Origin of the sequence: Sphingobacterium phlebotomi (assembly GCF_008180195.1) — a bacterium.
GTDB lineage: Bacteria > Bacteroidota > Bacteroidia > Sphingobacteriales > Sphingobacteriaceae > Sphingobacterium > Sphingobacterium phlebotomi.
Genome location: NZ_VTAV01000015.1, coordinates 1 through 25,862, shown reverse-complemented (window position 1 = coordinate 25,862; position 25,862 = coordinate 1). Strand labels below are relative to the sequence as shown.

Below are 25,862 nucleotides of genomic sequence, written 5' to 3'. Positions count from 1 at the left end.
TTATAGTGAAGATATATAAAAGTTTAGATGAGTTTGAACCACTCTCCAATGCTATCGTAACTATCGGTACATTTGATGGTGTACATATTGGCCATCAAAAAATCTTATCCAAGTTGAGAGAATGTGCCGCAGAAAGAAATGGCGAAACTATCTTGCTTACTTTTTTTCCGCATCCTCGCCTCATTATAAACCCAGATGACGACAACTTACGTCTTATTAACGATATAGAAGAAAAAACCCATCGGTTAGCCTTATCTGGAATTGACCATTTAATTATTACGCCCTTTACACGTGATTTTTCCAATCAATCACCAGAAGAATATATCAGTAATGTCTTAGTTGGTCGACTGGGTACGAAACAGATTGTCATCGGCTACGACCACCATTTCGGGAAAGACAGACAAGGATCTATCAAAGATCTAAAAGAACTCGCCGATATATATGACTACGCTGTTGAACAGATCCCGGAACAGGATATCGAGGATGTTGCCGTATCATCTACCAAAATCCGGGAATCCTTGATTAAAGGGGATATTGAAAGCGCTAATAAATATTTAGGTTATCCATTTGAATTGACTGGGACCGTCGTACGTGGTGACCAAATTGGTCGAGAAATTGGCTTTCCCACTGCCAACCTCAATGTGCACGAAGCACATAAACTTATCCCTGCTTATGGCATTTATGCAGTAGAAGTCGAAATATACGCGAACATGCCCACCGTCCATACGGGCGAGTATGTTGCTCCACAGCCCGATCGTGTCGCAAAAGGAATGGCGTATATTGGTACCCGCCCAACGGTAGATGGTATGAACCGAAAAATTGAAATCAATTTATTGGATTTTAAGGATGACATTTATTCTACAACGCTACGGGTGAAGTTTCTAAGATTTATTCGTCACGATCAATGGTTTAATTCGTTGGAAACCATGCAAAACCAGATTAAGGAAGACGAAAAAAGTATTCGGGAATATTTCGGGATGTAATTTAGATTTCCACCGGGTAATAAACCTGACCTAAATCATCTAATGTAGTTAAATCAACAGGTTTCGAAAATATACCGTATACCGCCGAGCCTGAGCCAGACATAGATGCATACATAGCCCCATGTGCATACAAGGCTAATTTAACTTCCCTTATGATTGGATATTTTTCGAAGATGCGCTCTTCAAAGTCATTTTTAACATAGAATTTCCAGTCTTGTACAGGAAGACGTAGTACTTCTCTCAAATTTTCTTCTGCAGAATTTGGTATAATATGTTGGTATGCCGCTGCTGTAGCGATGTTTACCGCTGGCTTAACGAGCACTAAAAATTTATCCGACAGATCTATTGAAACAGTAGACAAATCTGTTCCTATTCCCTCAGCATAACAAGGTCTATTTCGAATAAAAAAAGGACAATCTGCCCCCAATTTAGTAGCCATCTCTTCCAGTTGTACAGCTGAAAGCCCGATATTAAATTTTTCATTGAGCATTTTCAACACCATTGCACCATCTGACGACCCCCCCCCTAATCCAGCTCCATAGGGAATCTGCTTATGTAAATGGATATGTACAGGAGGTAAACTAAATCGCTCTGCAAGTAAGTGATATGCCTTTAAACACAGATTATTATCCTCTACCGGCAAATGTATGCCTGTAATTTCCAGCGTTGTCGTCGTAGCAGATTCGGTTGATGTGATTTCGATAATATCATATAAAGGAAAAGGGTAAAAAACAGATTCTAATAGGTGATAGCCATCGGCACGCTTACCAACAATATTTAGTCCGATATTGATTTTAGCATTGGCAAATGAAATCATATGCAATATTACTTAAAAGTTCTTTTATCCATGCGTTTTTTATTCATAATTGTATGGATGAGCAATTCGTGGTTTTTCCTTAAAAAAGAACCATAAAACAAAGCTTTTGCTAGAAAGCGCTTGAGTTTGTAACTTGCAGCATTCGAAAGGTACTGTATGATGATTCGCACCATAAGTTTGTTATTTTGTTTACTTCTAAGCGTTTACTGTTATGGACAATCTATTTCGTCTATCGGGAGCCCTTATGTCCAAAATTATACCAAAGCACAATACAAGGCTGGAAATCAAAATTGGAGCATTGACCAAGGTCGAGATGGCGTGTTATACACGGCAAATGGCGACGGCATGATCGCATTCGACGGTGCGTATTGGGAAATATACCCTTTAAAAAACAAAATGGGTGCCCGAAGTGTACGTGTAGCAGAGGATGGAAAGATATATGCAGGCGGGAAAGAAGAATTCGGTTATTTCGAAAAGAAGAACGGTAAGCTTCAGTATTACTCCTTGACACATTTGGTAGAACCGGGTATCATTCAAAATGACGAAATATGGAAAATTCTCTTCGCTGGTGATTCCGTCATCTTTCAATCATTCTCTAAATTTTATCTCCTACATCGCAATAAAATAACAACACATTATGGAAACGGAGAGCCTTTTCTCTTTGCCCATCAAGCAGGGGAGCGTATTTGGTTGGAAAAGATTCCGAGCGGATTAAGTGCTTGGGGACCTCATGGTTTTACACCTTTAGAAACTCGATTGACTAATGTACTGGTACTTCTCCCCTTTGGTAACAACGAAATATTAGTCGGCACGGCAAAAGATGGGTTGTTTCTGTTAGACGAAAATGGGAAAGCCTTTCCCTGGAATACCAATTCCCAACTAAATCAACTTCTTAAAGAAGCACAAATAAACAACGGCATTAAAATAGATGATAATACCTTTGCATTTGGCACCATAAAAAATGGTATTTTCATTGCCGATAGCACGGGAAAAATACTTCAACATATCCATAAGCGAAATGGTCTTCAAAACAACACCATACTCAGCATGGTGTTGGATAAGCAAGGAAATATATGGGCCGGATTAGACAACGGTATAGATCGTATCGAGATTAACTCCCCTTTTTATTACTATAAAGATATCTTTGGAGAATTAGGCACGGTATATGCCATCAAAGTATTTCAAGACAAAATATACCTTGGAACCAATCAAGGCTTATTTTATAGTTCTTGGACGACAGGCAGTTATCTTCAACAGCTTTATTTTCAATTTATCCCTCATTCACAAGGACAAGTTTGGTCGCTGGAGATATTCAATAACCAGCTTATCTGTGGACACAATGATGGTACTTTTCTCGTTAAAGACAACTATATAGAGCGCATATCAAGTTTGACTGGAGGTTGGCAAAACATCCAACTTAGGCCTAACGCACCTTTTTTCATACAAGGGAATTACACCGGAATTGCTTTATTTGAAGATCGACAAGGATGGCAATTACATCATAAGTTTGAAGACCCGAAGCAAGCTGTTCTTAAACTCTATCCTTGGGAGAATATGACCTTTTGGGCAGTATTAAACAATAGTATTCAGCTTTTAGAACTATCTACAGGCCGTCCATCGATAAAAACTTTAAAGACTTTCTCTTTCGCGGGAGATTTTCCGGATATCCAACGGATCACACCTACCGGTGTACGTGGTAATACAGTTTTCGCGACAGATAAGGGCATTTTTACTTATGATAAGGTATTAAGTAAATTCGACGTATACGACGATTTAAATAAATCACTGGGCACATTTGCCCAATCTGCTACCATAAAAGAGCGAGATGACACCACTTATATTTTTATCAATGATGGGCGTTTTGCTTTAGTCGAATGGAACGATAATGCGATTCGCATCGATTCTGCGACCTTTAATGTGTTGGAAAATACGGTTATGAAAAATCATGAAAATGTGGAGTTTGCTGCGGATCGGTTTCTTTTTTCATTAGATAACGGATTTGTTGCCTACAACCCACATTTTAGACATAGTTTACCCATTGAAAGCCCTGTCATTAAAGGACTGCAGGATATTTCTATGATGAATAGCGATTCCATTCGTTATCTAGAAATTAATAAATCTATCTCCTACAATCAAAACAACATACGTGTTCTATTCTCCTCTCCGTGGTACTCTAGCACATCCCTAAAATACCAATATCAACTAGAAGGATACCATCATAAATGGTCTAGCCCTTCCGAGATACCCTATATTGACTTTACGAATCTTTCTTGGGGGACCTATACATTTAAAGTGAGAGCAATAGCCACCAATGGGCAGGTTTCAGAAATTAGTCAAATGACGTTCACCATTTCTCCTCCATTTTATCTGCAATGGCCTGCATTTCTTTTATATCTTATTATACTGGTGTTGGGCTTCATGATTGTACGGCGTCGCATCATCGAGAAGATAAAACAAGATAAGCTCCAGTTAAGACAAAAGCTTCGTCGTCGCCAAGAGGAGCTGTTACGCCGCGAAGCCGAACAAAATGAGAAGAAATTCATGCAACTAAAGAATGAGCAATTGGAGCTGAAGCTGGAACAAAAAAGTCGGGAGCTTGCCAATGTAGCGACCAATATCGTATACAAAAATGAACTATTGAACAACTTGCAAGATGAACTCTTCAACCTTAAAGATAAGAATGGCAATAAACTATCTACTGACCAATTGCAAAAAGTGAATAAACTTATGGATAATGCCCGTAGTGATGAACGTGATTGGGACGTATTTGAAAAAAGCTTTAATGAATCGCATGAGAATTTCTTCAAAAAATTAAAGGCAGATTACCCATCTTTATCTCCCAATGATCTCAAACTATGTGCCTATTTGCGACTCAACATGTCTAGTAAAGATATGGCCTCTTTGCTTAACATCACAACGCGTGGTGTGGAGGTGAGACGTTACCGTTTACGTAAGAAATTCGATTTACCAACAGAAAAAAACCTCAGTGAATTTTTGTTGGAACGTTAACCTACTACATCAAATCTACTACATCAAAGTAGTGTACTGAATACACTATTATAAAATTATTGTGCAATCATAGTAAAACAATAAACACCTGATTATTTGATGATTAAAAAGACAACATCGGCCATCCGTAGCGGTATAATACCTATGGTGTAGTAATGTGAAACCAATTTATTTCCCCAACAAATTATTACACTACATATTTGCGTTATATTATATTTTGTATAACGCAACCAATTGTTGGTTCAATAGCTAATTAACTAAAATAAACTAAACTATTTTCAATGAGGAAGTTTTTTACGCTTTTAATGCTAATCACTATCCTATCAATAGGATATGCCCAGGTTAGAACCGTTACAGGGACGGTCAAAGACAGTCAGTCTTTAATGGCGTTGCCCGGTGTTACTGTATCAGTAAAATCGACAGGGCAAGGCACCCAAACTGATGAAGCTGGTAGATTTTCTATCCAGGTCTTCCCCACCGATGTCTTAACATTCGGTTTTATTGGTTATGCCACGCAAGCAGTGGAAATCAACAATCGAGCAAACATCGACATCTTTTTAGAGCCCGATGATCAAGCTCTGGAAGAAGTTGTGGTGATTGGTTATGGTACTGCCCAAAAGCGTGACCTAACCGGATCTATCACCCAAGTAAAAGGTGACGACATCGTCGACAAGCCCGGCACAAATCCCGTAGCCAACCTTCAAGGTAAGGTAGCCGGTCTGCAAGTAACCAACTCTGGAAGACCAGGGCAAGAGCCAGACATCCGGATACGAGGAACGAACTCTATCAATTCCGTAAAGCCGCTTTACGTAGTGGATGGATTATTGAATGACAACATTAACTTTTTGAACCCTGCCGATATAGAAAGTATTGAGGTATTGAAGGATCCTTCTTCATTAGCTATTTTCGGTGTTCGTGGAGCGAACGGTGTTATCGCCGTGACGACCAAAAGGGCAAAAACCGGACAACTGAATTTTGAATTTAGTTCACGTATCGGTATAAAAGATGTGAACCACCGCATGAAAATGGCCGATACCGCCCAATTTAAGGAGCTTTATGATGAACAGCTTTTTAATCAAGGGAATCTCCCCTATAATTATACAAACTGGACGGGCGATACGGATTGGCAGGACGAAATATTCAAAAATGGCATCCTGAACTACAACAACTTAAGCGTTAGTGGTGCCACAGAACGCAACAGTTTTCGGATGGGGTTGGGTTTTTCGCATGACGAGGGGATTATCAACCACGAACGTCATCAACAATTTACGTTTAATATCGCTGACGAACTAAAGCTGACCGATAACTTCCGTACAGGTATCGTGTTAAATGGATACCGCGCACAACTCCCAGTAGAGCGTGGCGTGTTCGGCGCGATACAGGCGGTACCGATTGCTCCGGTCTATAACGAAGAATACGGGCTGTATCATACGATGCCCGGCTTCCAACGCGCGCAGGTAAACAATCCTTTATTGGCTATTGAGGAGAGAAAGAACTCCAATATTCGATTAAACTACCGCGTAATAGCCAATGGATATGCCGAAGTCGATTTCCTTTCCTATTTTAATTTCCGTGTTAACGTATCCGCGGACTATGGATTTAACACGGGCAGAAGTTACAGTGCAGTAGTTTCTCAATATAATCCCGAGATTGCAGGAGAGGATAAAGCCGAAATAGTTGACAATCGGTACACGTCTGTAAGCCAAATGCAAGATAAACATTACAAATACCAGACAGACTGGTTAGTAAACTACAAGAACAGTTTCGGTTTGCATAACTTCACCGGAACACTCGGCTTTACAACCTATATGCAAGGCGTAGAAACCACGAATTCTAAACGAACGCAGGGAGAGACCAGTATACCCATTCCCAATGATCCGGACTATTGGTATGTCGGTATCGGCGATGCTGCTAGACAAGAAGGCGACGGAACAGCCTCCGAAGCCCGTACCCTATCCTATTTAGCGCGGGTTTTGTATAACTACGATGGCAAGTACCTCGTCAATGCATCCTTCCGACGCGATGGTTCTTCGGCCTTTGCAAAAAACAATCCCTGGCAAAATTTCTATGCTCTAGGCGGTGCCTGGGTAGCAAGCCGTGAGGACTTTATGCAAGATCAGGACATCATCAACAACTTAAAGATTCGCGGATCATACGGAAGCTTGGGCAATCAGAATGTTGGCGGCAATCGTTATCCAATGTATCCGTTGCTTCAAGCCGGAAGGTCTGCCGTATTTGGCGATGAGCTTATCCCGGCATATGGTCCGGAGTACATTCCCGACCCAAATCTGCGCTGGGAAATCGTGAAAAGCTGGGAAGCCGGCTTTGAATTGTCTGCACTGCAAAACAGATTGGATATAGAAGCCGTCTATTATCATAAAAATACAGATGGTGTGATGGTTAGGGTTCCCGGTATGTTTGGATCTATCCCGGGATTAAGTAACATTGGGAACATCGAAAACAAAGGTGTCGAAGCTTCGGCCAGATGGCATCAACGGATAAACGAAGATTGGTCACTATCTTTCGGCGGAAATATCACGACCGTCAAGAATATGGTCAAAAAACTCTCCACCGATGGCTTTCAGATCACAAACCCACCATCAAGAACCATAGCCGGATATCCCATCGGTTATTTTTACGGGTATATACACGACGGAATCTTCCAGACACAGGCTGAGGTCGATCAATATAACGTTCAAAATGGTCTCGGAAGTGGTGCTTTTCGTCCGGGGGATATTCGTTTCCGAGATGTAGACGGCAATGGTATAATTAATGGAAATGACCGAGATATGATTGGTAATCCTACACCGGACTTTTATTATGGCCTATCCTTGTCCACATCCTACAAGAACTTTGATCTGAGCATGGATTTCCAAGGTGTTTACGGCAACGAGATTATGCGGACATGGAACAGGCAATCTGCAACCGTTAATTTTTTGCAAGACAGAATGGCGCGCTGGACAGGTCCGGGAACAAGCAATTGGGAACCGATATTGGACAACGGACGTGCCGCCAACAGGGAGATTTCTTCATATTTCGTGGAAGACGGCAGTTTTTTTCGGTTACGCGATGTGACATTAGCCTACAGATTTCCACAAGAATCCCTTAGCCGCTTGCGATTAAAGAACCTACGGTTATTCGTCAATGCACAGAACATGTTTACATGGGCAAATAATACCGGATTTACCCCGGAAATCGGCGGAAGCGCTATTTCATTTGGGGTAGATAACGGCACGTATCCTGTTCCGGCTGTATACACCTTTGGCATGAACTTGAATTTTTAACCAAAATGACGATTGAAATGAAAACATATAATAAAAATAACGTTATGCTCACGTTGTCCGTGGTCCTACTCATACTGACGGCAAGCTGTAGCACGGACTGGTTGGATATTAAACCTAAAGGACGATTCACGGAAGACGACCTTCCTACTGGATCTTTGGAAGAACATGTTTTTGCAGCTTACGCAGGGCTACGTAGCGAAGGGACAAGCGGGTTGCAATATGTAGGCTTGCACAATATCCGTTCGGACGATGCCGATATAGGAAGTAACGATTCAGACGCATCCGTAGCAGGACCTATCTATGACGCGTTCAACTACTCGCTGACGCATTGGTATTCGGTTGACTATTGGTCAGGACATTACAGTCTGATTAACTTGACGAACAACGTCTTGTCTGCCGCAGATTCATTGGATAACCTAACAGAAGGTACGTTGACCAATATTGGTGAAGCAAAATTTCTGCGGGCGTGGGCTTATTTCAATTTGGTACGGACGTTTGGCGAAGTGCCGATTATTGATTTTCGCATTACGGATCAAGGTTCTGCCATCCGGCCCAAATCGACCGTTTCGCAGGTTTACGAACTCATTGATGCTGATCTGCAAGATGCTGTAGCGTATTTGCCCGAGACATGGGCGGGGTTTGACGGCCGCCTCACCCGTGGAGCGGCACTATCCTTGCAGACACAGACGTTTATGGCTCGCCAGCGCTTCGCCGAAGCGTTAAGTTCAGCACAAGCCGTAATCAATTCGGGTGCTTATGATTTAAGCGTTCCTTACAACATGATTTTTAGGGAAGAAAGCGAAAATAGTAAAGAATCTATTTTTGAGATACAGGCCTACCATGATGGTGTACAGAATTTTGGGGTTACTTATGCCTCACGTCAAGGTGTACGGGGCGCCGGACAGTTTAATCTTGGTTGGGGATTTAATATACCAAACCAAAGGTTGATCAATGCCTTTGAACCGGGCGACCCACGTAAAGATGTTACTATTCTATGGAGCGACAGTACGAATGCTCCATATGGAGAAAGATTGCCCGCCGGCTTGGACAGACCATACTGGAACAAAAAAATCTATACCAATCCAGCTTTGCGCTCCAGGTACGGAAGCTTACAAGGACAATGGTTCAATGTACGGATGATACGCTATGCCGATATCGTTTTACTTGCCGCCGAAGCAGCCAACGAAGTTGGTGGCGATGCCAATATTGACTTAGCATTGGATTACCTCGAGCAGGTGAGAGCCCGTGCACGCGGAGCCAACCCCAATATATTACCTGAGGTAACCACCCGTGACCAGGAGGAATTGCGCCAGGCGATACGTCACGAACGACAAGTAGAGCTCGGCATGGAGAACCAGCGTTTTTTTGATCTAGTCCGCTGGGGAATCGACGTACAAACTATGCGCGCTGCAGGTTATCCGAGTTACCAAGTAAAACACCGGTTTTATCCGATCCCCCAAGTAGAGATTGATCGTTCCGGTGGTGTATTGATTCAAAATCCAGACTATTGATTATAACTTAAATTCAGCATAATAACATGAAGAAACATATATATACCGGTTTACTACTGCTATTTGGCATCTTGGCCGGAACCTTGACATTCAGCTCCTGTCAAAAAATGGAGCGTCCCGCCATGGGCGAAATTCTTCCCGACCCGGAAGATGATGGAAGTATCCGTATCTTGGCCGTAGGAAACAGTTTCTCGGAAGATGCATTGAAAGAACACCTATACGGACTTTTCGACGCAGCGGGTATACCAGTTACCATCGGAAACCTTTATATCGGTGGTGGCTCGCTTAAAGACCACTGGGAAAACATCGAGCAAAACAGGAACGCGTATAAATATCAAAAAATAAATCGCGATGGTGAATTGGAAGAAACAGAAGGCTATACGATACACCGGGCTATGGCCGATGAAAATTGGACTCACGTCAGTTTTCAACAGGTGAGTCAAAACTCCGGGCAATATGATACTTGGCAAGCTACGCTAACAGAGGTATTTGATTACGTAGCACCAAGAGCAAATAATCCCGAGGTTAAATTCTTATTACACCAAACCTGGGCTTATGCACAAAACTCCACACATGACGGATTTGCCAACTATGACAACGATCAAACAAAGATGTATGAAGCTATCGTTGATGCTGTTAATAAAGCAAAAGATTTAGTTGATATCGATTTTGTCGTTCCGACGGGAACAGCTATCCAAAACGTCAGAACAAGTGTTATTGGTGACAATGTCACACGCGATGGCTACCATCTAAACAGTGGAATTGGCAGATATACCGCCGCTTGCGCCTGGTTTGAAGCTATTACGGGACAAAGCGTGATCGGTAATACATACAAGCCATCGGGTATGTCTGGCTATGAAGCAGAGATTGCACAACACGCTGCGCACACAGCCATTACCACGCCATTGGAGGTGACAGATATGGTCGATTACAAAGACTGGGGTGGCAGTTTTGAATTTGTCGATCCAATCTATCTCGATTTTGGACAATCTACGGCTGTAGATGGATGGAACGGTATTACGACAAATGCCGTTGGTTTTTCTATCTCTAATCTGAAGGATATCAATAACGAATTTACCGGAATATCCTACACCATGCTGGAGCGATTCAATGGCGTAAATACCAACGGTGTCCCGTTAGCTAATCCAATAATATTTCCAATACCCGAATCTGTAGCGAGGAGATCTTTCTTTGGGCATGCTTTCGATTGGGGAACAACACCAGCCTATGAAAAAGGCGTCTTTAAGCTTTATGGACTAGATCCTGAAAAATCCTATGAACTCTGCTACTATGCATCTAGAGAGGGAGGTGATGTAAACGTCAGAGAAACTGCATTTATTGCGGAAGGAGCTAATACCAATACGGTATCTGTACTTACCTCTACTACCCCTCCTGCTCATCCGTCAGTAGTATGTAGTTCTGCCGGTATTACACCTAACAGTGATGGGGAAATCACCATAACGGTAACCGCGGGTTCCAACAATACACATGTAAACAAATTCTTTTATATTAATGCAGTGCGTATTCGCCCGTTAAATTAATTCACTTCCATAGTTTGACAACTAAAAACAGAAAAATTAAAATGTCCTTTTTAGTTGTCAAACTCATCTTTTTTCTTTTTTGACGGCGCAGATAGTCATAAAATCTATTAAAATATCAGACAAAACGGTATAATTACTACATCAAAACTACTACATGGTAACGGATAAAACTTCTACTGACATAAAATTAACAAGCAAGTATACAAAAGACACAATAAACTGATAAACAATAAAATAACAACAATAACATCTACTATCACAGTAAGTATTCAACTATGAAGTAGTAATGTGAAACACAAGAATTTCATCATCAAACCAATACATCACATCTTTGTTATATTAATATTATAAACATAAGGTGTTACGATAACCTGTTATTGTGTCACAATTATAAACATTAAGCAAACTAGTTTTTATGAGGAAGTTATTGTTACTTTTTTTGTTTTTAACCACTGCCCTATCCTATGGATATGCTCAGGTTAAAACCGTTACCGGAACGGTAAAAGACAGTCAATCTTTGATTGGTCTTCCGGGGGTTACCATCTCCAAACCAGACGGAACGGGAAGCCAGACAGATGCGGCGGGACGATTCTCTATAGAAGCCAGCGCAACAGATTCGTTAACATTTCGTTTTATAGGTTATACTACACAAACGGTATCCGTGAGTGACCAAGAAACATTAGATGTTTTTTTGATAAGCGAAGACCAAGCTTTAGAAGAGGTGGTTGTCATTGGTTATGGAACAGCTAACAGAAACGATTTGACCGCGCCAGTAACGGAAGTGAACGTGGAAGACCTTACTAAACGAACGACTGCTAACCCTATGCAGGCTTTACAAGGAAGTGTTTCGGGTGTACAAGTTGTCACTAGCGGTGCTCCAGGCAGCACGCCAACTGTCCGTGTCAGAGGTGTTGGTTCACTAAACAACGAAAATCCATTGTATGTAGTAGATGGTATGTTTGTCGATAACATCGACTTCTTAAACTCCAATGATATCGAGAGCATGTCGATCTTAAAGGACGCCTCTGGTGCAGCTATATATGGTGTTCGTGCAGCTAACGGCGTAGTAATCATCACCACGAAAAAAGGTAAGATGAACATGCGAACACAGGTGAACTATGAAGGTTATGTCGGATTTCAAAACCCAGTTAACATGCTTAGAATGGCAAGTGGAGCCGAGTATGCTGCTATGCAATTGGCAAAAGGGACGCGTGGAGATTCACTTTATGTATTGAATTCGATCGAGCAGTTTGGTGGCCAAGGACTGGTTCCTGCCACCAATACGGATTGGTATGGGGAGTTATTGAGAAACAATGCACCCATGCACAGCCATTCTCTAGACATAATGGGGGGTACAGAAAAAGTCAACTATTCTTTCGGGGCCAATATGCTTGACCAAGAAGGGATTATGGATGCCCGTAACGATTACAAACGATATAACTTACGTTTCCAAATGGAAGCGCAGGCATTTGATTGGTTAAAATTGGGCTTTACGGTGCATTTAAGTAATTCCACGTTGTTTGCGCCGGATAACGGCGCATTTGGTTTAGCTTATTTCGCTTCTCCATTGTATCCTGTACGAGATGCGAACAATACGAATGCTTTTCCAGAGGATTTCGCTTCATCTACAAGTATCGGCTATAACAATGGGGTTTTCAATAACCCTGTAGCACAGGCATATTATAACTATGACCGTACAAAAGCTTTTCAGGTGTTACCTTCCGCTTACGCTGATGTGAATATATGGGGCAACAAACTTAAATTCAAAACGCAACTAAGTCAACGATTGGCTTCCCATCATAAATACGATTATACGCCAGAGTATTATGTTGACAATACGCAGCGTTCACAGTTATCAAAGCTAATCTCCGTACAAGACCGGTACACCAATTATATTTGGGATAACTTACTAACATATACCGACAACGCTGATGACCACAATTGGAGTGTGTTATTAGGACATTCCGTACGTGAACAACGTTGGCGTAAAACTCAAGCTTCTGCGGATGATATTCCAGCAAACGAAGAGAGTTGGTATGTTAATCTGGGAACAAGATCTATAACCGGCTATGAAGAAGATGGAACCCGAAATGCCGGCCTTTCTTATTTTGCAAGAGGAACGTATGATTATAGAAAAACCTATCTCTTAACAGCGACGTTTCGTGCAGACGGCAGTTCCAAATACCAGACTAAATGGGGTTATTTCCCTTCTGTCGGTTTGGGATGGGTATTGACAAATGAAAATTTCCTACAGGAACAGGATTTTTTAAGCTTTTTGAAAGTTAGAGGTAGTTGGGGTAAGTTAGGAAACGACGGTATCAATGCCAATGCAGGGTATGCTGTATTAAATACAGGCAATGATTATTCAGGTATCTTCGGAAGCATTGGACTTGGTTCAGGTGCCTATCTCCCGGGATACACCATCGAATCTCAATTTAGCAGAATTGGTTGGGAAGTAGTGGAAGAATGGGATTTCGGCCTAGATTTCACCATGGCGAATGAGCGGTTAAAGGGAACGGTAGATTATTACCATCGCTTAACCCGAGGGTTGGCATTTAATCGTACGCGTGCGCTTCGAGGAGGGGATATTTATGGTAACTTCGGTGATGTTGCTAATAGCGGTTTTGAATTCAACCTAAATTGGGCTGATCGCATCGGAGATTTTGGCTACAATATTGGTGGTAATTTGACCACATTAAAAAATGAGGTGAAAGATCTGGGAGGAATAGCCTATTTGATGGGTGGACAAACTAATTTCCCTGTCCGCATAGAAGTGGGCAAACCATTGAATTATTTCTATGGATATGAGGTAACGGGTATTTACCAAAATCAAAGCCAAGTCGATAATGATCCTATAGGTAGTGCAGAAGGTGCAAAACCGGGTTATTTCATCTATAAAGACCAAAATGGCGATAATGTGTTGGATGAAAACGATAGAACGGATATCGGAAATTATCTACCGAAAATCACCTACGGTTTCAATATGGGTTTTGATTATAAAAACTTTGATCTGAGTATCGTTTTCCAAGGACAGACGGGCAATAAGATCTTGAATCAAAACCGCTCATCACGTAATCAGTACTCGATGATGAACGGTGATGCAAAATTTGTAACCAGTTTATGGAACGGCGAAGGTTCAACCAACACCTACCCCTCCGCAGAGGCGACTACGAACGGTTACACCTTTGCAGCCAACTCTTTTTGGGTCGAAAGCGGTTCTTATCTTCGTATACAGAATATCCAACTGGGGTACAACTTTAATATCGGAAAAGAGGATAAGCAAACCCGATTCCGAGTGTTTGCTACCGCAGACCGTCCGGCAATCTTCACCAACTACAGTGGTTTTACACCAGAGATCACCGGAGATGGCGTTTCAGGTTTAGGATATGATCGGAACATCTATCCAGTATCAGCAACATATAGTGTTGGAGTCAGAGTATCTTATTAATTTCAATCAGAATGATCATGAAAAAATATATTAATATCGCATTATTCTCTTCTTTAGTCCTGACGACAAGTTGTTCCAAGGATTTTTTAGATAGGCCGATGGAAAATACGAAACCAGCGGAAACTATCGACTATACCGATCTATCGCAAATGTATGGCCCTGTATCAGGTTTGTACAGAACCGCTTCAAAAGGAGCTCCTGGATTCGTGCATTGGATAGATGTCGGCATGCGTGCTGTACGCGGAGATGATTTAGACAAAGGAAGTACGGAGAGTGATCAGTCTCAGTTAGATGAAATAAAGAACTTTAAAAATAATGCGTCTGTGCAGAATTTTTGGGGATTGAATAACTGTTGGACAGATTACTATGGCATCATCTTCTATGCTAATGAAACCCTATTGGAACTGGATAAGTTTGCCGAACATATTCCAAGTGGGGACAGTGAAAATCTAGCATTAAACGCCCGGTATAGAGCCGAAGCGCGCTTTATCCGTGCTTTTGCGCACCTGATTGTTTCGCGTGTATTTGGAGACGTTCCTATTTTGGTAGACAACGTTGTCATTAATGAGACGGAAAAAAGCAGTGTCGAACAAGTACGGCAATTTATTATCAATGAAATGGAAGAAAGTGCCAATGCCTTGGAAGATGCTGCTCCGAGAAATGCACAGCATCAGGGCGGTGTGACCAAATATAGCGCACTTTTACTCAAAGCCAAAGCCGCGAGTGATATCGCTAAAAATGATAACGGTAGCCCCTATTGGGATATCGTGTTGGATGCTACAGAACAGATCATTGCAAGTAATAAATTTCAATTGTATGAGGACTTTTACGAGCTATTCAAGATAAAAGGGAAAATGAGTACCGAATCTCTTTATGAGATACAGTATAGTGACTTCGGAACACCGTCTGGTACTGATGTCAGACCTGGTGAGTTTTTTGCCTTCCAAGGACCTGCAGGGAACCAACACGGCAGTCCCATTGCTGGTTGGGGATTCATGAAGCCATCACAGAAAATCATCAACTTTCTAACAGAACGCGGCGATGACATTCGATTAAAAACTACTGTTTTGTACGCAGGTGAGGACACAGAGTCTTTCGTAGAAAGCCCTAGCGGTGATAAGGTCTACGGAAATGCCAATGGTCAAACCCACTTTAATGGAAAAGCATATTCGCCAGCGAATCAGATGACACCAGGACGGACAGCTTATGGATCGGACAATAACATTCGTGTACTCCGCTATGCTGATGCGCTATTGCTCAATGCAGAAGCTAAAATCCGTAAGGGACAAAATGGGGACGCATCCTTAAACTTGGTCCGTGAACGTGTCGATTTGGATCCGATAACAGGAGCAACACTAACAGATGTACTCGACGAGCGTCGGGCTGAATTTGCTTGCGAATGGTGGGGGGAACGCTATAATGACCTTCTACGTACAGGAACGGCACAAACGGCGCTTGCAGACTATGGGTTTACACCTGCAGCACAGTATCTACCGGTTCCACAAATTCAAAAGGACTTAAATCCGAATTTACGATAAAAACATATTTTAATAAAGCACGTACGGATCTCTCGTACGTGTATCATTTTATATTATGAGAAAATATTTTATATACTTTGGTATTCTCGCCGGTATCCTGTCTTGTACCTCTCCAAACAATACAGAAAACGATACCGGCAAAGAAACTGAGCCGACAGGCGACACGCTATCCGACGATTCGCTGATTACGCTTGTCCAAAAACAAACGTTCCAGTATTTTTGGGATGGTGCTGAACCTAATTCCGGACTAGCCAGAGAGCGAATCCATATCGATGGTGAATATCCTCAAAACGATGAAAACGTGATTACCATTGGTGGAAGCGGTTTCGGTTTAATGGCTGTTTTAGTGGGGATTCACAACGAATTTATCACCAAAGAGGAAGGCCTAGCACGCTTTGAAAAAGCGCTAAATTTTCTTGACAAGATCGATCGGTTTCAAGGTGCCTGGTCGCATTGGTATTTTGGCGATACAGGCGAACCAAAGGCATTCAGTGAAGCTGATGATGGGGGCGATATCGTCGAAACTGCATTTATGGCGGAAGCCTTGATCTGTATCCGGGAGTATTATAAAAACGGCAGCAATGCAGAGAAAGAAATAGCAGCTAAAGCCGATGAACTTTGGAAAGGCATTAACTGGGATTTCTACCGAAATGGGAAAGATCTACTTTATTGGCATTGGAGCCCAAAACACGGCTGGGGCATGAACCATTCGATACATGGCTTTGATGAATGCATGATTGCTTATATCTTAGGCGCATCATCTCCTACCCACGCCATTCCAGCGGAAGCTTACCATAAAGGCTGGGCACGTGATGGTACTATCAGGACATCCATTACCAAATACGATATCCCAACGGTATTAAAACATAATGCAAAAGAAGGAGAAATCGGTCCACTATTCTGGGCGCATTACTCCTTTTTGGGGCTTAATCCAATGGGTCTATCCGATCAGTATGCCAATTACCAAGATGTGGTGACCAACCATACCAAAATCAATATTGCCTATGCCAAAGAAAATCCGAAACAATTCAAAGGATACGGGGCTGACAAAGGTTGGGGGTGGACGGCAAGTTATTCCACAAATGGTTATAACGCCCACCATCCGGACAACGATCCAACCGGTGTGATCTCTCCTACCGCAGCTATTTCCTCGATACCTTATACACCAAAGGAAAGCATCAGCTTTATGCGCTACTTAAAGGATAACATCGGCGATATGGTATGGGGTAAATACGGTTTCTATGATGCGTACAGCGAATCCGAGAATTGGTATCCACAACGTTATCTTGCCATTGATCAAGGACCGATGGTCGTAATGATTCAGAACTATAAAGATGGTTTTATTTGGGACCTTTTCATGGGTGCTCCCGATGTACAGGATGGTTTAAAAAAATTAGGCTTCTCCACTCCACAAGATTAAAACAGTAAAACCTGTCGCATGTTCAGAAACAAAATAAAACATTCAATTCTTGTCTACATAGCGTGGATAGTCTCCCTGAGTTCCTACGGTCAAACTGACATGCAGCGTCCTAACGTGATATTTATCATGAGTGACGACCATGCAGAGCAGGCCATCAGTGCATACGGACACCCTATTTCCCAAAAAGCACCGACGCCCCATATCGACCGTATCGCCAGCGAGGGGGCACTATTCTTAAATAATTATTGCAGCAATTCCATTTGTGGCCCTAGTCGAGCAGCAATACTGACGGGTAAGCACAGTCATAAGAATGGATTTATGCAGAATGGAAATAGAGGTTTTGACGGTACCCAACAGACGCTCCCCAAAATACTACAGCAAAACGGTTATGAAACAGCTATTATCGGTAAATGGCACCTCATTTCAAAACCAACGGGCTTCGATCATTGGGAAATTTTAAATGATCAAGGGGATTACTACAATCCTTATTTCATTACGGAACGAGATACCGTTCGTCGTATGGGTTATGTTACCGATCTGATTACCAACCTGACCACAGATTGGTTGGAACATCGTGATAAAAACAAACCGTTTTTCCTCATGATGCATCATAAAGCCCCGCATCGCAATTGGGTACCTGCTGAACGGCACTATAAGCTTTATGAAAACACTGCCTTTCCAATACCCGAAACATATTTTGATGATTACGAAGGACGATATGCGGCTGCACAACAAGAGATGAATATTTATCGGGACATGTACGAAGGCCATGATCTGAAGATGGTAACCGGTATCGATTCAGATACTTTACTGTACGACCCTTGGCCACATGCGTTCTTAGAGACCATGACGCAGGCAGAACAGAAACGTTTCTTCGCGGCTTATAGAGATCGCAACAACGATTTCTATACGACGAAGCGTACGGAAAAAGAAAAGGCGCTCTGGAAGTTCCAACGCTATATGCAGGATTATCTGGCTACGGTTAAATCAGTAGATGAAAGTGTCGGTGAGATTTTAGATTATCTTAAAGCCAACGGATTGGATAAAAACACCATTGTTATCTACACGTCCGACCAAGGCTTTTACCTTGGCGAACATGGATGGTTTGACAAGCGGTTTATGTACGAAGAATCTTTTGGTATGCCATTGCTCATGTCCTACCCCAAACACATCAAGCCGGGCATCAAAATAGATGGCCTAACACAGAATATAGATTTTGCACCCACCCTACTGGACCTGTGTCAGATCGCCATACCAGATGATATGCAAGGGAGATCCTTCAAAGCACTCGCACAAAATGGCAGAACACCAAAAGACTGGCGAAAATCGCTCTACTACCATTACTACGAATATCCGGGTTTCCACAGTGTGCGTGCACATTACGGGGTAAAAATGGAACGGTACAAATTGATGCATTTTCCAAAGGAGAATCTTTGGGAGCTTTATGATATCAAAAAAGATCCCTCCGAGATTGAAAACATTTACGGGCGAAAAGGAACAGAGAAAATAACACAAGAACTACAGCAAGAATTGCTGATGCTACAAGATAAATATGGAGTTGATGAAAAATACAGATAAGATAAACAAAACGAGGATGGCCAAGGCTATAAGCATCTACGTGTTTTTCCTTCTCTGTATAACTACGGGATACGGTCAGGGGATGCGCGCAGACACCTACTGCAATCCACTGAACCTGGATTACACCTACATGATCTATAATGCGCATCGCGATATATCTTACCGATCCGGAGCCGATCCTGCAGTTGTGGAGTTCCGCGGTGAATATTATATGTTCGTTACCCGATCCATGGGGTACTGGCATTCTACCGACCTACAAAACTGGAATTTCATCATGCCCGAGAAGTGGTATTTCGAGGGATCGAATGCACCAGCCGCGCACAATTACAGGGATTCCGTATTATACGTTACGGGTGATCCATCTGGCCACATGAGCGTCCTATACACCGACGATCCAAAAAAAGGCGATTGGAAAGCCACTCCCTCGATCATTAACAATTTGCAAGATCCAGATCTATTTATCGATGATGACGGACAGGCGTATATGTTCTGGGGTTCATCCAACAAATTTCCTATCCGTGGACGTAAATTGGATAAAAACAAACGGTTCATTGCCGATTCGGTTATCGTCGAGCTTTTCAACTTAGCGCCCGAAAAACATGGTTGGGAACGCTTCGGCGAAAACCATGCTGATACCGTGCTGGGCGGTTATATTGAAGGGCCCTGGCTTACCAAGCACAACAACAAATATTATATGCAATATGCTGCTCCCGGCACCCAATTTAACGTGTATGGCGACGGTGTATATATAGCGGACCACCCACTTGGCCCTTATACCTATCAAGCACATAACCCGGTTTCGTATAAGCCGGGGGGCTATATGAACGGTGCGGGACACGGTAGTACGGTTGTCGGTCCCGGTGGTCATTATTGGCATTTTGCAACGATGGATTATTCGGTGAACATGACCTGGGAAAGACGACTTTGTATGTTTCCTACTTTTTTCGATGAGGATGGAATCATGTATACCGATACTTATTTCGGAGATTATCCGCGTTATGCCCCTTCCGTACCGAATAAACGAGGTCAGTTTAGAGGATGGATGTTACTCTCTTATAACAAACCCGTCCGTGTATCATCGGTCCAAGAGGGATATGATGCATCGGCATTGACCGACGAGATTGCTAAAACGTCTTGGCTTGCCGAAAACAACGATGCCAGTCAATGGGTCGTTATCGATCTGGAAAAACAGGCGGCTATATATGCTATCCAAATCAATTATGCCGATTATCAGTCGGATATGTATGGGCGTTTTGAAGGATTAAGACATCGCTATACCCTGGAAGGTTCCGATGACGGCGAAAACTGGTTTACAATTATCGATAAAAGCAAAAGTTTTAAGGATACACCTAACGACTATATTGAGCTGGAATCCGCCGTATCGACGCGATATGTCCGTTATAAAAATATCGAAGTGCCGACTCCGCATCTTGCCATGTCCGAGATCCGGATTTTCGGGATAGGAAACGGGAAAAAACCTGCTCCCGTTAAAAATTTCCAGCTCGATAGACAGATGGATAGACGTGATATTTCGCTACACTGGACAAAACAAAACAACACACAAGGTTATAATGTGCGTTGGGGCATTGCTCCGGATAAGTTGTATAGTTCCTGGATGGTTTATGATGATAATGAACTCTTGCTAAAGTCCTTGAACACCGATCAAACCTATTATTTCGCGATAGAGGCGTTTAATGAAAATGGTGTTTCCGAATTGTCCGCCATCACCAAAATAGAATAAAAGTATAGATAATCTCATAGATAAGGATAACGATGATGAAAAGATTAACAATATGGATACTCAGTATCGCTACAACTTGTAGCGTAAATACAAATGCCCAAACGAACACTAAAATGGATCAATTCATTTCGGAACTCATGGGCAAGATGACCGTGGAAGAAAAAATCGGACAGCTAAATCTCGTTACCGGAGGTGAAGCTGTCACAGGATCTGTGGTATCTACCGGTGTGGAAGCTAAAATAAAAACAGGCGAAATCGGAGGGATCTTCAGTATGTCTTCGCCTGCCAAAATCAGAGCTGCACAAGAATTAGCCGTCAAACAATCGCGCTTGGGTATTCCCATTATTTTCGGTATGGACGTTATTCATGGGTATAAAACCATGTTTCCTATCCCCCTCGGTCTAGCAGCTACCTGGGATATGGCACTTATTCGTGAATCGGCACGTATTGCCGCCGTAGAGGCCAGTGCAGATGGTTTGAACTGGACATTCTCTCCGATGGTCGATATTTCTCGAGATCCGCGTTGGGGTCGGATATCAGAAGGAAGTGGTGAAGACACGTATCTTAGTGCACGCATCGCAGCAGAAATGGTCAAAGGTTATCAAGGCAATGACCTCTCGGCACACAATACCTTGATGGCGTGTGTGAAGCATTTCGCCCTCTACGGCGCTGCAGAAGCTGGAAGAGATTATCATACAACCGATATGAGCTTACATCGTATGTACAACGAATACTTCCCTCCATACAAGGCCGCAGTCGATGCCGGTGCAGGTACGGTTATGACGTCTTTTAATGATATCAATGGCGTACCAGCCACAGCAAACAAGTGGTTGATGACCGATGTTTTACGCAACCAATGGGGATTCAAAGGGATGGTCGTTACTGACTACACCGCGATTAACGAACTCATTGATCATGGCTTGGGTGATCTACAAGCCGTATCCGCTTTAGCGTTGAAAGCCGGTGTACACATGGATATGGTGGGTGAAGGTTTTCTTACGACGTTGAAAAAATCGCTGGATGAAGGAAAGGTGACACAAGCTGAAATTGATGAAGCCTGTCGACTCATATTAGAAACAAAATATAAGCTAGGGCTTTTTGATGACCCTTTCCGTTACTACGATGACGAGCGGGCAAAAAGCGATATCCTCACGCCTTCCCATCTAGCGAAAGCGCGTGAAATAGCCGGTAAATCCTTTGTTCTACTAAAAAATGAAAATAATACGCTACCACTGAAAAAAAGTGGTACGGTTGCGCTTATCGGTCCGCTATCTAATACCCGAGCTAATATGCCCGGAACCTGGAGTGTAAGTGCGGATCTTGAGAACACGCCTAGTCTATTGGAGGGCATGCAAGCCGCATTGGGCGATAAAGTTAACATCGTACAGCATTTAGGAGCAAACCTACTATCGGATGCCATATATCAAGAACGCGCCACGATGTTTGGTCGCACGATACCGAGAGACGAGCGACCGGAAACGGAGATCATCGCCGAAGCATTACAGGTAGCGGAGTCAGCAGACGTCATCGTCGCGGCACTGGGCGAATCCTCTGAAATGAGCGGTGAAAGTTCAAGCCGAACAGAATTGGATATTCCGGATACGCAAAAGAAATTATTAGAAGCCTTATTGAAAACAGGTAAACCGTTGGTTTTGGTGTTGTTTGCGGGACGTCCGCTAACACTGACATGGGAAAACGAGCATGTACCCGCCATATTGAATGTTTGGTTTGGTGGTACAGAAACCGGAAAAGCCGTTGCCGATGTCCTTTTTGGAGATGTGAACCCGTCGGGGAAGCTACCAGCTACCTTTCCGCAGAATGTGGGACAAGTTCCGTTGTATTATAGTGCCAAAAATACCGGTCGTCCACTGGCGGCCGGAGCTTGGTTCGAAAAATTCCGTTCTAACTATCTTGACGTAACCAACGAACCACTCTACCCCTTTGGTTATGGTTTAAGCTACACCACGTTTACATACAGCGACATCCAGTTGGACAAAACGAGCATGAAAGCCGATGAAAAGATTACTGCGACGGTTACGCTGACGAATAGCGGCAACTACGATGGCGAGGAAGTCGTTCAGCTTTATATTCGTGATTTGGTGGGTTCTGTTACCCGTCCGGTAAAGGAGCTTAAAGGATTTCAAAAGATTTTTCTTAAAAAAGGCGAGAGCCAGGATGTGGTTTTTGAAATCGGGGTAGAAGATTTGAAATTCTACAACAATGCGCTCGAGTTTGTTGCTGAACCGGGAGATTTTAAGCTATTTATTGGTACAAATTCCAGTGATGTTAAAGAAGCGGAGTTTTCGCTTCTTTAACAAGAAGTACCATTTATGTCAGGGACATAGCAGCAATAAGCATGTGTTGCAGTTCTTCCAGATCCTCAGCAATAATATCGGGAACGGTATCCGAGTCCTGGACGATGTCCATGGTCGTTTCTCCCGAAAGAACCAATACGCCGACAGCTCCGGCATTTTGCGCCATTTTAACATCCGTATATATTCTATCTCCCACCATCAGTACCTCGGAAGGGTCTAATTTGTAACGTTCCAGGATGCCGTCCAACATACCCGGATTGGGTTTACCAATAACCCTATCCGGCAGTCTGCCCGTAGCATATTCTATGCAAGTATATATAGCTCCACAGTCCACCAAAATGATTTTCTTATCCGTCGGACAGACCCGATCGGGATTGGTCGCAATATAGGGCAGTTTTTGTGCAACCCACCAAGAAGCTCTACATAGACGGGCATAACTAAGCGTCATGTCGAAACCGACCACTACGACATCAGGAATATCGTTTTCATCGTCTTCTGTAGATTCAAAACCTGCCCGCTCAAATTCACTGATCATACTAGGTGTGCCTAATATGAAAAGTCTTTTTGCCTTTGGCATATTCGTTTTTATGTACTCTATCGTAGCTTGAGCAGAGGTGTACATTTCTTCTTTGACTGCATGGATGCCCATTTTGGTTAAATGTCCCAGGTAGTCTTCTGTACTTTTTGAGGGATTGTTAGTCAAGAACGAATATCCAATCCCCTTTTCTTTTAACTTGGCAAGAAAAGGAATCGTAAAAGGAAACAAGGTACTTCCATTGTATATCGTGCCGTCCATATCCAATGCTATATGTTTGATATTTTTTAGGCAGTTGTAAAGTTCATCGGTAGTGTCTAGTTTTGCGCTACCGATATATGCATATGCTGTCATTTTTTATATTTTAATTTTCTAAAACTTTGTCTTCCTCATCGTAACCGTGTGCTTTGGCTTTCCACATCAAGGCGAAAATGAAAACACAAACGATCGCCATGCCTATCATCATCATGAAAACGTAGTCCCACGATTTTTCAGGGTCCACTTTGTTGAAGGTGTCCACCATAAAACCAATTCCGAAACCGGATACCAAGCCACTTGCATACCCAAATATACCAACCACACCATTAGCGGTGGCGGCAGCTCTATTAGTTGCCTGATTGGATGTAGCAACACCGATAAGTGCCTGCGGGCCGTAAATAAAAAATCCACACATAGCCAAAGACAATATCATTGCCCAGGATGGAGAACTGTCTGGCAAGTATAGGAAAAAAGTCATGGATATGGCCACACCTATCATACAATACAGACAGGTGCGGTGTGCTCTACCGGCAAAAAACCTGTCGGTGACCCAGCCGCCAGCCAGCATACCAACGATACCAAATATTTCAAAGAGCGCTACTGTCCATCCTGCATTACTCAATGTCATGCCATGGGCTTCCTTCATAAATGTCGGGCCCCAATCCAATACAGCAAAACGAACCACATATACGAAGAAATTAGCCACACCCAATATCCATATCCATTTGTTGCGATAAACCGCTTTACGGAGAACAGCTCTAAATTCGGCAGAGGATCCCTTCCCCTTTTTGTTAGTCTTATGCAATTCGGACAAGCCTACCGACGAGGGGGTATCACGCAAGCTAATGAATAGCCCTATTGACCCAACTAATGCGATAGTCGCGGGAATCCAAAAACACCACTTCCATGCACCGTAGTGAGATGCATATTCGAGGACGGTCTTCATTTTCTCCGTATCTGTAGGGTCTATTTTCAAATTTGCGGCAATGGAAGCGATCACTTCCGGATTATTGCTCATGTTGGTACCCATCGTACCCATGATATAGCCAGCAAGAATAGCGACCAGGGCTGCGCCTATAGAATGCGAAGTGTTCCAAATTGACATTTTTGTCGCCAACTCATGGGGAGGTATCCAATGCGTCAATAAACGCGCGATAGGAGGATAACCACTTCCTTGAAAAACGTTGTTTAAAATCAGAAGAATTCCTAATACCAACACCATCGTGTTTGTAAACATTGGGCCACCCTTCTGTCCTGTAAACAGTGTACTTAGGTCGTCTCCCCAGCCAAACGCAAAATTAGCCATAGCACATAAAAACAACCCGATGGACATATGATAGCGGGCATTCATCCTATCTGCTATCACCCCATTGAGAAACCGTGATAGTCCATAAACGATGGTCACCAGCGTCATGATGATCCCAAAACTTGTTTTTGTAATTCCATACTCAGCTGTCAGGGCCGGAATGGCAAAGGAGAAATTTTTACGTACAAAATAGAAGACAGCATAGCCGATTATCGTTGTAATAAGGGTACGCGTCTGCCAGTATTTAAAGGTCTTCGTTTGATCTGAAGTTGAAGTGGCTTCTTTCATTTTTTTGAATTAGCTAATTGTTTATTTATTACCTTGGCTACTCCATTTCACCATCGGATTTTTAGACTGCCACCTTATTTTATGGTGATCCAGGGAGCATTCTCTTTCACCCATGTCATCACCTCCACGGGAACATCCGTACATAGACCATCAGGTTCGAGCATCACACCAAGCAGGAAGTCTTCCACACTGCGACCCGGCCATAAGGTTATCTTGAAACCTTCCTTTTTTGCCTTTTTAATCATATCCCTCGTTGTGCCTTCCAGCCGACAACCTATCCGGTTAATATC

At 42.8% G+C, this 25,862-nt stretch carries 15 protein-coding genes; 11 read left to right on the top strand and 4 right to left on the bottom strand.

All coding sequences use genetic code 11. The features are described 5' to 3' along the window. Positions 1 to 5: 5 nt before the first annotated feature. On the top strand, positions 6 to 983 hold the full coding sequence (locus FXV77_RS17150; protein WP_148920471.1) for a bifunctional riboflavin kinase/FAD synthetase: 978 nt from the start codon (positions 6 to 8) through the stop codon (positions 981 to 983). A gap of 1 nt (position 984) precedes the next feature. On the opposite strand, the gene ispE is transcribed toward FXV77_RS17150, so the two are convergent. Beyond that, a complete protein-coding gene (gene ispE, locus FXV77_RS17145; protein ID WP_148920470.1) occupies positions 985 to 1,800 on the bottom strand; it encodes a 4-(cytidine 5'-diphospho)-2-C-methyl-D-erythritol kinase in 816 nt (271 codons plus the stop codon). Positions 1,801 to 1,956: 156 nt separating this feature from the next. Here ispE and FXV77_RS17140 point away from each other — a divergent pair, with 156 nt between their 5' ends. From FXV77_RS17140 to bglX, 10 genes are all read left to right on the top strand, one after another. Next, the gene (locus FXV77_RS17140) at positions 1,957 to 4,809 is read left to right on the top strand and encodes a helix-turn-helix and ligand-binding sensor domain-containing protein (RefSeq protein ID WP_148920469.1); all 2,853 of its coding nucleotides are present in this window, start codon (positions 1,957 to 1,959) and stop codon (positions 4,807 to 4,809) included. A gap of 281 nt (positions 4,810 to 5,090) precedes the next feature. After that, the gene (locus FXV77_RS17135; RefSeq protein ID WP_148920468.1) at positions 5,091 to 8,093 is read left to right on the top strand and encodes a SusC/RagA family TonB-linked outer membrane protein; all 3,003 of its coding nucleotides are present in this window, start codon (positions 5,091 to 5,093) and stop codon (positions 8,091 to 8,093) included. A 17-nt stretch (positions 8,094 to 8,110) separates the two neighbouring features. Continuing rightward, complete coding sequence (locus FXV77_RS17130; protein WP_246162505.1) at positions 8,111 to 9,604, top strand: RagB/SusD family nutrient uptake outer membrane protein; 1,494 nt, start codon at positions 8,111 to 8,113, stop codon at positions 9,602 to 9,604. Between the two features lie 26 nt (positions 9,605 to 9,630). After that, on the top strand, positions 9,631 to 11,145 hold the full coding sequence (locus tag FXV77_RS17125; protein ID WP_148920466.1) for a DUF4886 domain-containing protein: 1,515 nt from the start codon (positions 9,631 to 9,633) through the stop codon (positions 11,143 to 11,145). Positions 11,146 to 11,560: 415 nt separating this feature from the next. After that, entirely contained in the window at positions 11,561 to 14,593 is a 3,033-nt protein-coding gene (locus FXV77_RS17120; RefSeq protein ID WP_148920465.1) for a SusC/RagA family TonB-linked outer membrane protein, read from the top strand. Between the two features lie 17 nt (positions 14,594 to 14,610). After that, the gene (locus FXV77_RS17115) at positions 14,611 to 16,131 is read left to right on the top strand and encodes a RagB/SusD family nutrient uptake outer membrane protein (protein ID WP_187444169.1); all 1,521 of its coding nucleotides are present in this window, start codon (positions 14,611 to 14,613) and stop codon (positions 16,129 to 16,131) included. 55 nt (positions 16,132 to 16,186) lie between these two features. Further along, positions 16,187 to 17,551 (top strand): glucoamylase family protein, encoded by a 1,365-nt coding sequence (locus tag FXV77_RS17110; RefSeq protein ID WP_148920463.1) that lies wholly within the window; start codon positions 16,187 to 16,189, stop codon positions 17,549 to 17,551. A gap of 99 nt (positions 17,552 to 17,650) precedes the next feature. Further along, on the top strand, positions 17,651 to 19,129 hold the full coding sequence (locus FXV77_RS17105; RefSeq protein WP_222867815.1) for a sulfatase family protein: 1,479 nt from the start codon (positions 17,651 to 17,653) through the stop codon (positions 19,127 to 19,129). Further along, a complete protein-coding gene (locus tag FXV77_RS17100; RefSeq protein WP_246162504.1) occupies positions 19,113 to 20,870 on the top strand; it encodes a family 43 glycosylhydrolase in 1,758 nt (585 codons plus the stop codon). The genes FXV77_RS17105 and FXV77_RS17100 overlap by 17 nt, the downstream gene beginning before the upstream one ends. Before the next feature lie 35 nt (positions 20,871 to 20,905). Further along, positions 20,906 to 23,185 (top strand): beta-glucosidase BglX, encoded by a 2,280-nt coding sequence (gene bglX / locus FXV77_RS17095; protein ID WP_148920540.1) that lies wholly within the window; start codon positions 20,906 to 20,908, stop codon positions 23,183 to 23,185. 13 nt (positions 23,186 to 23,198) lie between these two features. Here the strand turns inward: bglX and FXV77_RS17090 are convergent, their stop codons facing one another. From FXV77_RS17090 to FXV77_RS22200, 3 genes are all read right to left on the bottom strand, one after another. Further along, a complete protein-coding gene (locus tag FXV77_RS17090) occupies positions 23,199 to 24,074 on the bottom strand; it encodes an HAD-IIA family hydrolase (RefSeq protein WP_148920461.1) in 876 nt (291 codons plus the stop codon). Positions 24,075 to 24,084: 10 nt separating this feature from the next. Further along, positions 24,085 to 25,572 carry an MFS transporter gene (locus FXV77_RS17085; RefSeq protein ID WP_148920460.1) on the bottom strand — a complete coding sequence of 496 codons (1,488 nt, stop codon included), beginning with the start codon at positions 25,570 to 25,572 and terminating at the stop codon, positions 24,085 to 24,087. A 74-nt stretch (positions 25,573 to 25,646) separates the two neighbouring features. Next, positions 25,647 to 25,862, bottom strand: a 216-nt coding sequence (locus tag FXV77_RS22200) for a PI-PLC domain-containing protein (RefSeq protein ID WP_222867814.1), incomplete at its 5' end; no start/stop codon positions are given.

Coding starts and splice junctions, on each gene's coding strand:
- ispE (WP_148920470.1), bottom strand. CDS start 1,800: ATGATTTCATTTGCCAATGCTAAAATCAATATCGGACTAAATATTGTT.
- FXV77_RS17140 (WP_148920469.1), top strand. CDS start 1,957: ATGATGATTCGCACCATAAGTTTGTTATTTTGTTTACTTCTAAGCGTT.
- FXV77_RS17135 (WP_148920468.1), top strand. CDS start 5,091: ATGAGGAAGTTTTTTACGCTTTTAATGCTAATCACTATCCTATCAATA.
- FXV77_RS17130 (WP_246162505.1), top strand. CDS start 8,111: ATGAAAACATATAATAAAAATAACGTTATGCTCACGTTGTCCGTGGTC.
- FXV77_RS17125 (WP_148920466.1), top strand. CDS start 9,631: ATGAAGAAACATATATATACCGGTTTACTACTGCTATTTGGCATCTTG.
- FXV77_RS17120 (WP_148920465.1), top strand. CDS start 11,561: ATGAGGAAGTTATTGTTACTTTTTTTGTTTTTAACCACTGCCCTATCC.
- FXV77_RS17115 (WP_187444169.1), top strand. CDS start 14,611: ATGAAAAAATATATTAATATCGCATTATTCTCTTCTTTAGTCCTGACG.
- FXV77_RS17110 (WP_148920463.1), top strand. CDS start 16,187: ATGAGAAAATATTTTATATACTTTGGTATTCTCGCCGGTATCCTGTCT.
- FXV77_RS17105 (WP_222867815.1), top strand. CDS start 17,651: ATGCAGCGTCCTAACGTGATATTTATCATGAGTGACGACCATGCAGAG.
- FXV77_RS17100 (WP_246162504.1), top strand. CDS start 19,113: ATGAAAAATACAGATAAGATAAACAAAACGAGGATGGCCAAGGCTATA.
- bglX (WP_148920540.1), top strand. CDS start 20,906: ATGAAAAGATTAACAATATGGATACTCAGTATCGCTACAACTTGTAGC.
- FXV77_RS17090 (WP_148920461.1), bottom strand. CDS start 24,074: ATGACAGCATATGCATATATCGGTAGCGCAAAACTAGACACTACCGAT.
- FXV77_RS17085 (WP_148920460.1), bottom strand. CDS start 25,572: ATGAAAGAAGCCACTTCAACTTCAGATCAAACGAAGACCTTTAAATAC.